We start from the raw sequence: 13,723 nt of genomic DNA, 5'->3' as shown, positions 1-13,723 counted from the left end.
GGGGCCATGGACCAGCGCATCAGCTTCGTCACCCTGGCCGTCGCCGACCTCGCCCGCACGCACACGTTCTACGTCGACGGGCTCGGCTGGACCCCCGAGCTGTACGTGCCCGGCGAGGTGCTGATGATCCGTGCCGGCGAGCACCTGGTGCTCTCGCTGTGGGCCGAGGGCGGCTTCGAGGCCGAGGTGGGTCCGGTCCGCCGGGGCCCCGGCCTGGTTCCGGTGACCCTGGCCCACAACGTGCGCACCGAGGCGGAGGTCGACGAGATCCTCGACCTGGCCGCGGCGATCGGCGCCGACCCGGTCTCCCGGGCGCGACGCCGCGACTGGGGCGGCTACACCGGCTACTTCGCCGACCCGGACGGGTTCCGCTGGGAGATCGCGGTCAACCCGGGACCGGTCGGCGCGCTCGTCCTCCCGGATCCCGGGGAGTAGCGCGCCGACCGGGCCGGTCAGCGCCGAACGGGTCAGCCGAACAGGGTGAGCAGGACGGTGAGCAGCCCGGCGCTCTCCGTCCAGGTCCAGTCGCCGTCGAGCCGGGTGACGGAGATCCTGTTCGCCGCCAGCGCCGTGGTGTCGGCGTTCTTCCGCGTCTCGGCGGCCGGGGTTCCGGCGCTCAGCTGGTAGGTGCCGCCCGTGCGCGGGACGTCGCCGTTGAAAGTCAGCCCGATGTCGTTCGAGGTGCCCGCCACGGTGCTGACCGGCTTGCCGAGGGTCTCGCCGGCGGCCACGAACGGGTAGTTCACGTTGAGCACCAGGCCCGGCTTGAGCTGCTTGCTGCGCACGGTCTTCGCGACCAGGTCGGTCGCGAAGGCCGCCGTCTGCGCGAAAGGCACGAACGGGATCTGGGCCAGGTCGCGGGGCACCTCGGCGCTGAACGCGAACGCCGGGACGCCGTACTCGCGCGCGGTCACCGCCGCGCCGACCGTGCCGGAGTGGTTGAGCGTCGCGCCGACGTTCTGGCCGAAGTTCACCCCGGAGAGGACCAGGTCGGGGCCGTCGGCCCAGTAGGTCTTCGCGAACCGGCTCAGCGCCACGTTGACGGCGTCGGCGGGCGAGGCGGTCGGGGTCGACGACGAGCACGGGCCGGCGGACTGGCAGACCCCGAAGACGGCTCCGCCGGTCGAGGCGGCGGCGCAGTCGCCGGCGTACGCGGCGGGCGGCGTGACCGCCTGCACGGTGAGTGGGACGGGGGCGAAGCCGGGCGAGGTCATCCGCGCGCCGGCGCCGCTCTGCTGGGACCACGGCGCCACGACCAGGACGTCGGCGCCCGCGGCGCAGAACGCCTTGCGGAGCTCGTAGAGCCCCTTGCCGTCGGTGCCGAAACCGGCGTCGAGCCCGCGGGCGCTGTCGTCGTTGGTGATGAGGACCCGGAGGCCGTGCAGGTCCGGCGCGCCCGCGGCGGTCGCGGCACCCGTGGCCGCTCCGGCGACCAGGACGGACGCCGCGGTGGCCAGGGCGAGGCCGAGGGCCACGAACCGGGACCTGGCGCGTGCCGGTGAGAAGGTCGATCGCATGGTTCTCCTCGATGCAGGGGGTTGGTGCCCCTACATTCGGTGCGGGCCGTCCCGGGGTCCAAGACCTGTTCGGCATGGGAGGGAGGCGCGGCGTGAACATCCAGCAGCTGCGCTACGTGGTCGCGACGGCGGAGACCGGCAGCATGACCGCGGCGGCAGCCTCCCTGTACGTCGCCCAGCCGGCGCTGAGCCGGGCCGTCCGGCAGCTGGAGCGCGAGCTCGAGGTCACCCTGTTCACCCGGGCCGGCCGCGGGGTCGCGCTGACGCCGGCGGGGGAGCGGTTCGCCGGCCGGGCGCGCCGGGTGCTGCGCAGCATCGACGCGCTCCGTGACGCGGATGCCACCGGGGACCGGGGCGCGCCGCTGGTCATCGCCGCCTCGCCGACGCTGCAGGCTTCGCTGGCGCTGCCGATCCTGAGTGCGCTGCGCGAGCAGGGCGTCGCGGTGCACACCCGGATGCTGGGCTGCGGCAGCACCGAGGAGGTGCACGACCTGGTCGCGTCGGGGCGTGCCGACCTCGGGATCTGCGACCAGGTGATCGAGACCGCGCTGGCGGTGGTGCCGCTGGGCCGTGCCGAGGTGCGGCTGATCTCGCCGCCGGGCCTGGACCTGCCCGACCGGGTGACCCTGGCGCAGCTCGCCGGGGTCCCGCTGGTCCTCCCGACCGTCGGCACCGACCGGCGGGCGGCGCTGGACCGGTTCTTCGCCGCGTGCGGGATCACGCCGGTGGTCTCGATCGAGTCCGACGAGCGCAGCGTCTGGATGGAGGCGGTGCTGCGCGGGCTGGCGTCGTGCATCTGGCACAGCGTGGAGGCGTTGCGGGCGCCGCAGCACGAGATCGTCGTGCGGGGCTTCGAACCGCCGATGTTCCAGGAGCTGAACGCCGTGCACCTCGCCGGCAACGTGTCGCCGGCCAAGGTGCACCTGCTCGACACCCTGCGGCGGTTCGCCGAGCTCGTCGCGGGCTGACGGCGCCCCGGAGGACGCCCCGGAGGACGCCCCGGAGGACGCCCCAGAGGACGCCCCGGAGGACGCCCCGGAGGACGCGCCGGGCAAAGCACTCGCCGCCGGGGCGGCCCTGGTGTCGAATGAGGGCATGGCGTCGAAGAGCGACGGCCCCGAGTGGGTGCCGATGTACCTGGTCACCCTGCTGCTGGTCGCGTTCCTGCTGGTGATCGGTGCCGCCGGCCACGAGGCCGAGCCGCCCGTCCGGACGCCGCAGGCCCCGCTGATCGAGCCGCCGTCGCCGGACCTCGGCTTCGGGGGCCTGGCGGGGCGCTCGGAGGCGCCGGCCTCGCCCGCCCCTGCCTACCTGAGCTTCCAGTGACGCGGACGAACGAGTTCGGCCAGCCGGTCGGCGTGGCCGTCGACTGGTCCCCGCGTGCGCCGGTCGCCCCGGTGACGCTGGTGGGTCGCACCTGCCGGGTCGAGCCGCTGTCCGGCCACCACCTCGACCAGCTCCACGAGGCGCTGGTGCTGCGCTCGGAGCCGCGGCTGTGGACCTACCTGCCGGCCGGCCCGTTCGCGGACAAGGCCGGATTCCTCGGCGCGCTGCGTGCCCTGGCCGACGACCCGGGGCTGGTGCCGCACGTGATCTGCACGCCCGACGGGAGGCCCGTCGGGACGGCGTCGTACCTGCGCGTGGACGCCCGCAACGGCAGCGCCGAGGTCGGCTGGATCGCGTACGCCGATGAGCTGCAGCGCACGACGGCGGCGACCGAGGCGATGTACCTGATGATGCGGCACGTGCTCGACGACCTCGGCTACCGGCGCTACGAGTGGAAGTGCGACGACCTGAACGCGCCGTCGCGGGCAGCGGCGGAGCGGCTCGGCTTCCGCTACGAGGGCACCTTCCGCCACGCGCTGGTCTACAAGGGCCGCAACCGCGACACGGCGTGGTTCTCGATCACCGACGTGGAGTGGCCGGCGGTCCGGGAGCGTCTGGAGGCGTGGCTGGCCCCGGGGAACTTCGATCCGGACGGGAACCAGGTCGCCGCGCTCGGCAGGCCCGCGGGCTGACCCGTCCGGGAGCGCGCGGGTGCTCGGCGGCGAGCTCGCCGGCCTCCCACCTGGACAGCGCGGCCGCGAGCAGGTGGCGCAGCAGCGCGAAGGTGCTCAGGCTCCCGAGCTCATCCGCATGGGCGGAGCCGTAGGAGCGGGCGACCGCGTTGTTGCGCACGTCCACCGCCGAGTCGGTCGCGTCGGGAGTTCCGCTCTCCTGGGCGTCGGCGACCCTGCGGGCGACCTCGGCGCCGTACCGGGCGGTGACCATCGCCTGCCAGACGAAGTGGCGCACCGCGTTCTGCCGTCCGGCGACCCCGGCTGCTCGCGGAGAGACGACGAGGAGGACGACGCCGCTCCAGGCCAGCATCCGGGCGGCGTCGAAGCGACTCGCCCCGGCCGCCCGTGCCGCCCGGTAGAGGCGGGGCGCGCCGCGGCCGGCGTGGGCGCCGGCGTGCACCCGGGCACGGGCGGCGTCCCAGCGGCGGCGGAGGTCCGGCTTCACGCGACCACTGTCGCATGCCCGGATTCCGGGATGGCTGTCCCAAATGGTGGGATGGGTGGCATAGTGAGTTGAGCGCCCGGAGGCGCGAGGGCAAGATGACGGCATGCGTTTCGAGATTCTTGTACGCACGCGACGCGTGAGCTGAGGCGAACAGCCCCACCGCTCCCGCGTCGACCCCTCGCTGCCATCCTTGGCCGAGGGGTTTTTTGTTGGACGACTGACAACCCGAGCAACGCAGACATCCGAAGGACAACCGCATGAGTGAGACGGGCGCCACCGGGACCCAGGTGACCGGTGCCCAGAGCCTGATCATGTCGCTGGAGAGCGCGGGCGCCGAGAACATCTTCGGCATCCCCGGCGGCGCGATCCTCCCGGCGTACGACCCGCTCTACGACTCCAAGATCCGGCACATCCTCGTGCGCCACGAGCAGGGCGCCGGCCACGCCGCCCAGGGCTACGCGGCGGCGACCGGCAAGGTCGGCGTCTGCATGGCGACCAGCGGGCCGGGGGCGACCAACCTCGTCACCCCGATCGCGGACGCGTACATGGACTCGGTCCCGATGGTCGCGGTGACCGGCCAGGTGCCGGCGGCCGCGATCGGCACCGACGCCTTCCAGGAGGCGGACATCCGCGGCATCACGATGCCGATCACCAAGCACAACTTCCTGGTCACCGACCCGGCGGAGATCCCGCGGACCGTCGCCGAGGCCTTCTACCTCGCCTCGACCGGTCGCCCCGGCCCGGTCCTGGTCGACGTCGCGAAGTCCGCGCTGCAGGCGATGACCGACTTCGTCTGGCCGACCGAGCTGAACCTGCCCGGCTACCGGCCGGTGACCCGGCCGCACAGCAAGCAGATCCGCGAGGCCACCAAGCTGATCCTCGAGGCCCGCAAGCCCGTCCTGTACGTCGGCGGCGGCGTGATCCGCGCGCGGGCGGCGAAGGAGCTGCGCGTCCTCGCCGAGATGACCGGCATCCCGGTCGTCACCACGCTGATGGCCCGCGGCGCCTTCCCCGACAGCCACCCGCAGCACCTCGGCATGCCGGGCATGCACGGCACCGTGGCGGCGGTCGCGGGCCTGCAGAAGAGCGACCTGATCATCAGCCTCGGCGCCCGCTTCGACGACCGCGTCACCGGCAACCTCGACTCGTTCGCCCCCGGCGCGCGGGTCATCCACGCCGACATCGACCCGGCCGAGATCGGCAAGAACCGCGCGGTCGACGTCCCGATCGTCGGCGACTGCCGCGAGGTGATCGCCGACCTCATCGTGGCGCTGCAGGCCGAGCACGACGCCGGCAACACCGGTGACTACGAGGGCTGGGTCAAGTTCGTCGCCGGGATCAAGCAGCGCTACCCGCTCAGCTACGACACCCCGGCCGACGGCCTCGCACCGCAGTACGTGCTGGAGCGCCTCAGCGCGATCAGCGGACCGGAGTCGATCTACTGCGCCGGGGTCGGCCAGCACCAGATGTGGGCCACCCACTACATCGGCTTCGAGAACCCGAACACCTGGATCAACTCCGGTGGCGCCGGGACGATGGGCTTCTCGGTCCCCGCGGCGATGGGCGCCAAGGTCGGCCGGCCGGACACCACCGTCTGGGCGATCGACGGCGACGGCTGCTTCCAGATGACCAACCAGGAGCTCGCCACCTGCACCCTGGAGGGCATCCCGATCAAGGTCGCGATCATCAACAACGAGTCGCTCGGCATGGTCCGCCAGTGGCAGACCCTGTTCTACGAGGGCCGCTACTCCAACACCGACCTGCACACGGGGCCTGCTCGACGGATCCCGGACTTCGTGAAGCTCGCCGACGCCTACGGCTGCGTGGGTCTCTCCTGCGACAGCGCCGCCGACGTCGACGCGACGATCAAGCGGGCCATGGAGGTCGACGACGTCCCGGTGGTCGTGGACTTCCGGGTCCACCGCGACGCGATGGTGTGGCCGATGGTCGCGGCCGGCACCTCCAACGACGACATCAAGTACGCACGCGACCTGGCGCCCGAGTTCGAGGAGGACGACCTGTGAGTGTTCACACGCTTTCCGTGCTCGTGGAGAACAAGCCCGGTGTGCTCGCCCGCATCGCCGGCTTGTTCAGCCGCCGCGGCTTCAACATCGACTCCCTGGCCGTCGGCCCGACCGAGCACCCGGAGATCTCCCGGATGACGATCGTGGTCAACGTCGAGGAGTCGCCGCTGGAGCAGGTCACCAAGCAGCTGAACAAGCTGGTCGAGGTGATCAAGATCGTCGAGCTCGAGGACCGCGAGTCCATCGAGCGCGAGCTGCTGCTGGTGAAGGTCAAGGCCGACGTCGAGACCCGCTCGCAGGTCCTCGACGTGGTCCAGCTCTTCAAGGCCCGGGTGGTCGACGTGGCCACCGACGCGATCACCCTCGAGGTGACCGGCAACTCCGACAAGCTGGCCGACTTCCTCCGGGTCCTGGAGCCGTTCGGCATCCGCGAGCTCGTCCAGTCCGGCCTGGTCGCCATCGGACGCGGCGGCCGTTCCATCACCGAGCGCACCCTGCGTCCGGTCCCCGTCCCGGTCACCGCCTTCGGCGCCTGACCGCTCCACGTACGACGTACGAAACAACCGAGAAGGAGAGCCCCCGTGGCTGAGATCTACTACGACGACGACGCCGACCTGAGCCTGATCCAGGGCAAGCAGGTGGCCGTGATCGGCTACGGCAGCCAGGGTCACGCGCACGCGCTCAACCTGCGCGACTCCGGCGTGGACGTCCGCGTCGGCCTGAAGGAAGGCTCGAAGAGCATCGCGAAGGCCGAGGAGGAGGGCCTGCGCGTCCTCAGCGTCGCCGACGCGGTCCAGGAGGCCGACGTCATCGTCATCCTGGCTCCCGACCAGTTCCAGCGGCACATCTACGCCGAGTCGATCGAGCCGCACATCGCCGCCGGCGACACCCTGGTCTTCGGTCACGGCTTCAACGTCCGCTTCGGTTACATCCAGGCCCCCGAGGGCGTCGACGTCATCCTGGTCGCCCCGAAGGCGCCGGGCCACACCGTCCGCCGCGAGTACGTCGCGGGCCGCGGCATCCCGGACATCATCGCCGTCGAGCAGGACGCCTCGGGCACCGCCTGGGACCTGGCGAAGTCGTACGCGAAGGCCATCGGCGGCACCCGCGCCGGCGTCATCAAGACCACCTTCACCGAGGAGACCGAGACCGACCTGTTCGGTGAGCAGGCCGTCCTCTGCGGTGGCGTCTCGCACCTGGTCCAGGCGGGCTTCGAGACCCTGACCGAAGCCGGCTACCAGCCGGAGATCGCCTACTTCGAGGTCCTCCACGAGCTCAAGCTCATCGTCGACCTGATGTGGGAGGGCGGCATCGCCAAGCAGCGCTGGTCGGTCTCCGACACCGCCGAGTACGGCGACTACGTCTCCGGCCCCCGCGTCGTCACCCCCGAGGTGAAGGCCAGCATGAAGGGCATCCTCGACGACATCCAGAGCGGTGCCTTCGCCGAGCGCTTCATCGGCGACCAGGACAACGGCGGCGCCGAGTTCCTCAAGCTCCGCGAGGAGGAGGCCCAGCACCCGATCGAGGCCACCGGCCGCGACCTGCGCGCCCACTTCTCCTGGAAGCAGCAGGACGCGGACTACACCGAGGGCTCCGCCGCCCGCTGACGGAATACCAAGGCAAGCCGTGAAACTGGCGCTTCCGACCCGAAACTTCGGGTCGGAAGCGCCAGTTCTTTACTGGAGGCCGGAGCGTTTCCTGCGCCGCCGACCGGGTACGACGCCAGCAGGAGGCATCGTCATGGACCCGATCGAGCTCTACCGGTCCGCCACTGCGTGGACGCTCACCAAGGCTGCCGGCGCGGCGGCTGACCTCGACGCGCGGACGCCGTGCGAGGAGTGGGACGTACGTACGCTGATGAACCACATGCTGCAGACCCAGCAGTACTTCACGAACGCCGCGCGAGGGCGCGACGCGACGCCGCCGGGTCAGCAGCCGCCGCGGGACTTGCTGGGGGTGAGCCCGGCGGCGGACTTCGAGCGGGCCCGGATCGAGGCGCTCCAGGTGTTCGGGGAGGACGGCGTCGTGGAGCGCACCGGTCCGATGCTGGCGATCGCCGCCAGCGACCAGCTGTTGCACGGCTGGGACCTGGCCCGGGCGACCGGCCAGGACGAGACGATGCCGGCCGAGCTGGCGGAGGCGGCGTACGGGGTGATCCATGGCGCCTTCACCGAGGACCAGCGCGAGGGGGTCTTCGCGCCGGAGATCGTCGTACCTGACTCGTCGTCGGCGCAAGAGCGCCTGCTCGCGTACGCCGGCCGCGACCCGGGTCTGGTGCGTTTCTGAAGGCGCCTGCAATACCCGGCAAACCCCTTCCCGGAAACTAGAACACGTTCTACGCTCGCGGCATGGACCTCACCGCGATCGAAGAAATTCGCCAGCTCAAGTACCGCTACTTCCGCACCCTCGACATGAAGGAGTGGGACGAGTTCGGGGACTGCCTCGCCGAGGACGTCGTCGCCCGGTACGGCACCCAGGCGATGGACAAGCCGCTGCACTACGACAACCGCGCGGACGTCGTGGAGTTCATGGCCGGCAACCTCGGCCCCGGGATCGTCACGATCCACATCGCCAGCCACCCGGAGATCGCGGTCGACGGCGACACGGCCACCGGCTCCTGGGGATTCGAGGACACCGTGATCGTCCCCGACTTCAAGGTCATCATCCGCGGCGGCGGCTACTACAAGGACGAGTACCGCCGGGACGCCGACGGCAAGTGGCGGATCGCCGCCACCAAGTACGAGCGGATCTACGAGGCCATGACCTCGCTCGAGGACACCCCGAGCTTCAAGCTGATCGCGAACCGCTGGGACCCCGCGCTCAAGCACTGAGGCCCCGCTTCCAGCCCGAAACTGGCGCTTCCGACCCGATGCATCGGGTCGGAAGCGCCAGTTTCACCTCTTCCCTTGGGAAACCGCGCCCTACTTCACCTCGGAGCGGCGCACCAGCACCAGCCCGATCACCATCGGCACGACCAGCCAGATCAGGCCGGACGTGGCGAGGTGCGCCCAGTCCTTCGCCACCAGGTCCCCGTCGTAGAGGCGGGTGGAGGAGAAGTTGAAGTCGATCCAGCCCTGCAGGTCGGCGAACCAGGACTGGAAGCCGGCGAGGGCGCCGAGCGCGGCTGGGAGGACCAGCGCGTAGACGAAGTAGCCGACGATCGCGCCCGGCGAGCTGCGGACCAGGATGCCGATCGTGAAGCCCATCAGCATGCCCAGGGCGTCGGCGAGGAAGATCAGCGCGGCGTTGCCGAGCGAGATGTCCCAGGTCGTGCCGACCCCGGCGATCGCGGAGCCGACGACGTTGCCGACGGCGCCGATCGCGAACGCGACGGCGATCGAGGCCACGCCGACCAGCAGGATCGCGACGAGCTTGCCGCCGATCACGCGGGACCGGTGCGGCACCAGCGTGAAGGTGGTCAGGCCGGTCCGCTGGCTCCACTCGCTGGTGATCGCCAGGATGCCGATCATCGGCAGGACCACCGACATCGGGAACCCGATCGCGGCGGCGAACGAGCCGTAGGTGATCTCGCTGTCCGGCGCGAACAGGATCGTCGCGACGGTCGCCACGGCGGCCAGGATGCCGACACTGGTCAGCAGCCAGAACCCGGAGCGGGTGTCGAACATCTTCTGGACCTCGACGCCGACGATCCGCGACATCGGGATGGGTTCGCTCGACCGGAGCCCGCGCGCCGGGGCGGCGACGGGTCGTTCGAGGGTGGCGGTCGTGCTCATGCTGCTGCTCCTTCGGAAGCGGTACGACGACCGCGGGTGGTCTCTCGTTGGGACTCGGCGGTCAGCTCGAGGAACATCTCCTCGAGCCCGGCGCCGTCGGCGCTGCGCAGCTCGGTGAGCGCGACCTGCGCCTCGAGCGCGATCCGGCCGACCTGCTCGGCCTCGGCGTCGGTGCGGACCGCGCCGTCGCCGGTGATCGAGCTCGGCACGCCGGCCAGGGTGAGCGCCCGGGTCAGGCCGGCGACGTCGCGGGTCCGGACCAGCGTGCCGGCGGCCGCGAGGAGCTCGGCCTTGGTGCCCTGGGCGACGATCCGGCCGTTGCCGATCACGACGAGGTCGTCGGCGACGACCTCGATCTCGTGCAGCAGGTGCGAGGAGAGCAGCACGGTGCCGCCCTGGTCGGCGTAGTCGCGGAGCAGGTCCCGCATCCAGCGGATGCCGGCGGGGTCGAGGCCGTTGGCGGGCTCGTCCAGGATCAGCACCGCGGGGTCGCCGATCAGCGCGGCGGCGATGCCGAGCCGCTGGCGCATGCCGAGGGAGTAGTTCTTGACCCGGCGCTCGGCCTCGGAGTCGGTGAGGCTGACCCGGTGCAGCATCTCCTCGACGCGCACCTTCGGCAGGCCCATCGTGCGAGCGGCGACGGCGAGGATCTCCCGCCCGGTACGTCCGGCGTGCTGGGCCGAGGCGTCGAGCAGGACCCCGACGTCGAGGCCGGGGTTGGGGAGGTCGGCGAACGGACGGCCGTCGATCGTGGCCGTGCCGGACGTGGGTGGGGTGAGCCCGACCATGATCCGCATGGTCGTGGACTTGCCTGCACCGTTGGGGCCGAGGAAGCCGGTGACGCGCCCGGCCCGGGCGGTGAACGAGACGTCGTCGACGGCGGTGAAGCCGCTGTACGTCTTGGTCAGGTTCTCGATCTTGATCATGGGAAGACCTTCGCCCGCCGACCCGTTCGGGCGCATCGGGGAGAATGCCGGAGGTGACCCTGAGATCGACCTCGGGGTTCTCGGGGTCGCACCGTCAGGGGCCCGGAGCGGGGAACAAAGCGGACCGCGGTCCCGTTGGCCAGGCATGCGTATCGAGATCTGGAGCGACGTCGTCTGCCCGTGGTGCTACATCGGCAAGCGGCGCCTGGAGAAGGCACTGGAGATGGCCCGGGCGGCCTCGGACCTGCCCGCCGACGAGATCGAGATCGTGTGGCGCTCCTTCCAGCTCGACCCGGCCGCGCCGGCCGAGCCCACCCAGACCGTGGCCGAGTGGCTCGGCGCCAAGTACGGCGGCGGTCCGGAGGCGGGCAAGCAGATGGTCGACCAGGTCGAGGCGGTGGCGGCCGAGGAGGGCCTGCTCTTCCGGCACCACGCCTCCCTGCGGGTCAACACCATGGACGCGCACCGGGTGCTGCACCTGGCGCTGGAGACCGGGGGACCGGAGCTCCAGGGACGGCTCAAGGAGGCGTTGCTGTCGGCGTACTTCGTCGAGACCGAGAACGTCGCCGACCACGTCACCCTGACCCGGATCGCGACGGAGGCGGGCCTCGACGAGGTCGCCGTCAAGGAGGTGCTCACCTCCGCCGTCTACGCGGACGCCGTCGAGGCGGACGTGCGTGAGGCGGCCGCCCTGGGTGCGACCGGGGTGCCGTTCTACGTGATCGACCGCAAGTACGGCGTCGCCGGAGCCCAGCCGGCCGAGGCGTTCGCCCAGGTCCTGGAGCGGGCCTGGTCCGACTCCCACCCGGCGGTCGAGATCGTCGGGAGCGACGACGCCAACGCCTGCGGCCCGGACGGCTGCGCGATCTGAGACCTGCGGGGGAGAACCCCGGCTTTGCATGACCATGCAAGGCCATGCATACTTCTCTCATGTCCAAGGTTCTCACCAGTCTGCCCGTCGGCGAGCGCGTCGGCATCGCCTTCTCCGGAGGCCTCGACACCTCCGTCGCCGTCGCCTGGATGCGTGAGAAGGGGGCCGTGCCGTGCACCTACACCGCGGACATCGGCCAGTACGACGAGCCGGACGTCTCCGGCGTCCCGGACCGCGCGAAGCAGTACGGCGCCGAGATCGCCCGGGCCGTGGACATCAAGCCGCAGCTCGTCGAGGAGGGCCTGGCCGCACTCGCCTGCGGCGCCTTCCACATCCGCTCCGGCGCGAAGGTGTACTTCAACACCACGCCGCTCGGCCGCGCCGTCACCGGCACGATGCTGGTGCGGGCGATGCAGTCCGACGACGTCAACATCTGGGGTGACGGCTCGACGTACAAGGGCAACGACATCGAGCGGTTCTACCGCTACGGCCTGATGGCCAACCCGGAGCTGCGGATCTACAAGCCGTGGCTGGACGCGGACTTCGTCACCGAGCTCGGCGGCCGCCACGAGATGAGCCAGTGGCTCCTCGAGCGCGACCTGCCCTACCGCGACTCCCAGGAGAAGGCCTACTCCACCGACGCCAACATCTGGGGCGCCACCCACGAGGCCAAGACGCTGGAGCACCTCGACGTCTCCCTGGAGACCGTCGAGCCGATCATGGGCGTGAAGTTCTGGGACCCGGCGGTCGCGATCGACACCGAGGACGTCGCGATCACCTTCGAGGCGGGCCGTCCCGTCGCGATCAACGGCACCCGGTACGACGACGCCGTGGCCCTGGTCCTGGCGGCGAACGCGATCGGCGGCCGGCACGGGCTCGGCATGTCCGACCAGATCGAGAACCGGATCATCGAGGCCAAGTCGCGCGGCATCTACGAGGCCCCGGGGATGGCGCTGCTCTTCGCCGCCTACGAGCGGCTGCTCAACGCGATCCACAACGAGGACACGCTCGCGAACTACCACCTCGAGGGCCGCAAGCTCGGCCGGCTGCTCTACGAGGGCCGCTGGCTCGACCCGCAGGCGCTGATGCTGCGGGAGTCGATCCAGCGCTGGATCGCGTCGCTGGTGACCGGCACGGTCACGCTCCGGCTGCGGCGCGGTGACGACTACACGATCCTCGCCACCGACGGCCCGAACTTCTCCTACCACCCGGAGAAGCTGTCGATGGAGCGCGTCGAGAACGCCGCGTTCGGTCCGACCGACCGGATCGGCCAGCTCACCATGCGCAACCTCGACATCGCCGACAGCCGCGCCAAGCTCGAGCTGTACGCCGGCCAGCCGCTCGACCAGGGCACCGTCCTGGTCGAGAACGGCACCCTGTTCGGCGAGCTGCCGGCGGGCGGCTTCGACCAGATCGCGGTCAGCGCCGAGCTCGACGCCGACGCCGAGGCCGTGATCGACGAGGTCGCGATGGAGTCCGGCACCGACTGACCCGCCGCTTCGTTCAGCGGAGCGGCTGGTGGTCCCAGACGAGGCGCCAGGTGGCGCGCTCGTGGACCCGGACCTCGCGGTCGATCGGGTGCCTGCCGCTGTCGTCGACCAGGGTGGCGCGCACCCGGGCCGTTCCGGACCGGCCGTGCAGCGACACGTCGGTGACCTCGGTGCCGACCAGGTGGGCGCCAGGGTCGCTGCCGATGATCGCCTGGCAGGGCGGCAGGACGTCCGAGCGCGGCCCGTCGACGTACTTCGACAGCTTCGTGCAGGGCCCCCTGGTGCCGCCCTCGGCGCGGGCCAGCAGGCCCATGCCCCGGGTGACGGTGGCGGAGACGTCGGCGTCGGTGTGCGGCCGGGCGGCCTCGTAGAGGCCGAAGCACAGCCCGCCGAGCATGACGAGGCCGAGGATCCCGAGGAGGACCGCCACCACGGGTCTGCCGTGGTGCACGGTGTGCGTCCTCGCCACGGAGAGGCCGGTGGTCCCCGGGTCGTCGGGGTGGGTGTCGTCCGTCGTGTTCTCCACGTCCGCAGGATGGCACCGCCGAGCGCCGGGAAGGCCGTCCCTCAGCCGATTCTCAGTGCCTTGTGAGCACCTTCTTCGGGACGCCGGGCCAGGGCCGTCCCGGTGCCGGAACAGCCCGGTCCGGACCGGG

Annotated in this window: 15 protein-coding genes and 1 pseudogene; 11 read left to right on the top strand and 5 right to left on the bottom strand. The window is 71.3% G+C overall.

The annotated features are described in order from the left end of the window. Window positions 1–6 precede the first annotated feature (6 nt). Entirely contained in the window at window positions 7–435 is a 429-nt protein-coding gene (locus tag AB4Y76_RS17990) for a VOC family protein (protein ID WP_441927773.1), read from the top strand. A gap of 32 nt (window positions 436–467) precedes the next feature. Here AB4Y76_RS17990 and surE read toward each other — a convergent pair whose 3' ends face one another. Beyond that, complete coding sequence (gene surE / locus AB4Y76_RS17985; protein WP_441927771.1) at window positions 468–1,517, bottom strand: 5'/3'-nucleotidase SurE; 1,050 nt, start codon at window positions 1,515–1,517, stop codon at window positions 468–470. A gap of 92 nt (window positions 1,518–1,609) precedes the next feature. Here surE and AB4Y76_RS17980 point away from each other — a divergent pair, with 92 nt between their 5' ends. From AB4Y76_RS17980 to AB4Y76_RS17970, 3 genes are all read left to right on the top strand, one after another. Then, a complete protein-coding gene (locus AB4Y76_RS17980) occupies window positions 1,610–2,485 on the top strand; it encodes a LysR family transcriptional regulator (protein ID WP_441927769.1) in 876 nt (291 codons plus the stop codon). A gap of 127 nt (window positions 2,486–2,612) precedes the next feature. Then, window positions 2,613–2,843 carry a hypothetical protein gene (locus tag AB4Y76_RS17975; RefSeq protein WP_441927767.1) on the top strand — a complete coding sequence of 77 codons (231 nt, stop codon included), beginning with the start codon at window positions 2,613–2,615 and terminating at the stop codon, window positions 2,841–2,843. Next, window positions 2,840–3,535 carry a GNAT family N-acetyltransferase gene (locus AB4Y76_RS17970; protein ID WP_441927765.1) on the top strand — a complete coding sequence of 232 codons (696 nt, stop codon included), beginning with the start codon at window positions 2,840–2,842 and terminating at the stop codon, window positions 3,533–3,535. The genes AB4Y76_RS17975 and AB4Y76_RS17970 overlap by 4 nt, the downstream gene beginning before the upstream one ends. Here the strand turns inward: AB4Y76_RS17970 and AB4Y76_RS17965 are convergent. Next, entirely contained in the window at window positions 3,423–4,022 is a 600-nt protein-coding gene (locus AB4Y76_RS17965) for a DUF6973 domain-containing protein (RefSeq protein ID WP_441927763.1), read from the bottom strand. The two genes, AB4Y76_RS17970 and AB4Y76_RS17965, sit on opposite strands and share 113 nt — an antisense overlap. Window positions 4,023–4,270: 248 nt before the next feature. Here AB4Y76_RS17965 and AB4Y76_RS17960 point away from each other — a divergent pair. From AB4Y76_RS17960 to AB4Y76_RS17940, 5 genes and pseudogenes are all read left to right on the top strand, one after another. Next, window positions 4,271–6,046, top strand: a pseudogene (locus tag AB4Y76_RS17960) (acetolactate synthase large subunit); the annotation flags it as partial. Then, a complete protein-coding gene (gene ilvN, locus AB4Y76_RS17955; RefSeq protein ID WP_441927761.1) occupies window positions 6,043–6,582 on the top strand; it encodes an acetolactate synthase small subunit in 540 nt (179 codons plus the stop codon). The pseudogene AB4Y76_RS17960 and the gene ilvN, both read left to right, overlap by 4 nt. Window positions 6,583–6,627: 45 nt before the next feature. After that, window positions 6,628–7,653, top strand: coding sequence for a ketol-acid reductoisomerase (gene ilvC / locus AB4Y76_RS17950; protein WP_441927759.1), 1,026 nt, complete (start codon window positions 6,628–6,630; stop codon window positions 7,651–7,653). Window positions 7,654–7,786: 133 nt separating this feature from the next. Then, window positions 7,787–8,332, top strand: a complete 546-nt coding sequence (locus tag AB4Y76_RS17945) for a TIGR03086 family metal-binding protein (protein ID WP_441927757.1) — start codon at window positions 7,787–7,789, stop codon at window positions 8,330–8,332. Window positions 8,333–8,394: 62 nt separating this feature from the next. Continuing rightward, a complete protein-coding gene (locus AB4Y76_RS17940; protein WP_441927755.1) occupies window positions 8,395–8,877 on the top strand; it encodes a nuclear transport factor 2 family protein in 483 nt (160 codons plus the stop codon). A gap of 90 nt (window positions 8,878–8,967) precedes the next feature. Here AB4Y76_RS17940 and AB4Y76_RS17935 read toward each other — a convergent pair whose 3' ends face one another. Beyond that, window positions 8,968–9,780: an ABC transporter permease gene (locus AB4Y76_RS17935; RefSeq protein WP_441927753.1), complete on the bottom strand. Its 813-nt coding sequence runs from the start codon at window positions 9,778–9,780 to the stop codon at window positions 8,968–8,970. Further along, complete coding sequence (locus tag AB4Y76_RS17930) at window positions 9,777–10,706, bottom strand: ABC transporter ATP-binding protein (RefSeq protein ID WP_441927752.1); 930 nt, start codon at window positions 10,704–10,706, stop codon at window positions 9,777–9,779. The genes AB4Y76_RS17935 and AB4Y76_RS17930 overlap by 4 nt, the downstream gene beginning before the upstream one ends. A gap of 145 nt (window positions 10,707–10,851) precedes the next feature. On the opposite strand from AB4Y76_RS17930, the gene AB4Y76_RS17925 reads away from it, so the two are divergent. Both AB4Y76_RS17925 and argG read left to right on the top strand, forming a co-directional pair. Next, window positions 10,852–11,577: a DsbA family oxidoreductase gene (locus AB4Y76_RS17925; protein ID WP_441927750.1), complete on the top strand. Its 726-nt coding sequence runs from the start codon at window positions 10,852–10,854 to the stop codon at window positions 11,575–11,577. A gap of 59 nt (window positions 11,578–11,636) precedes the next feature. Next, window positions 11,637–13,067 (top strand): argininosuccinate synthase, encoded by a 1,431-nt coding sequence (gene argG / locus AB4Y76_RS17920; RefSeq protein WP_441927748.1) that lies wholly within the window; start codon window positions 11,637–11,639, stop codon window positions 13,065–13,067. Window positions 13,068–13,080: 13 nt separating this feature from the next. Here the strand turns inward: argG and AB4Y76_RS17915 are convergent, their stop codons facing one another. Further along, window positions 13,081–13,593, bottom strand: coding sequence for a hypothetical protein (locus AB4Y76_RS17915; RefSeq protein WP_441927746.1), 513 nt, complete (start codon window positions 13,591–13,593; stop codon window positions 13,081–13,083). Between the last annotated feature and the right edge of the window lie 130 nt (window positions 13,594–13,723).

The organism is Marmoricola sp. RAF53, from assembly GCF_052114005.1.
Classification (GTDB): Bacteria; Actinomycetota; Actinomycetes; order Propionibacteriales; family Nocardioidaceae; genus Marmoricola.
The sequence above is the reverse complement of the archived record's forward strand: the minus strand, read 5'-3'. Positions and strand labels throughout refer to the sequence as shown.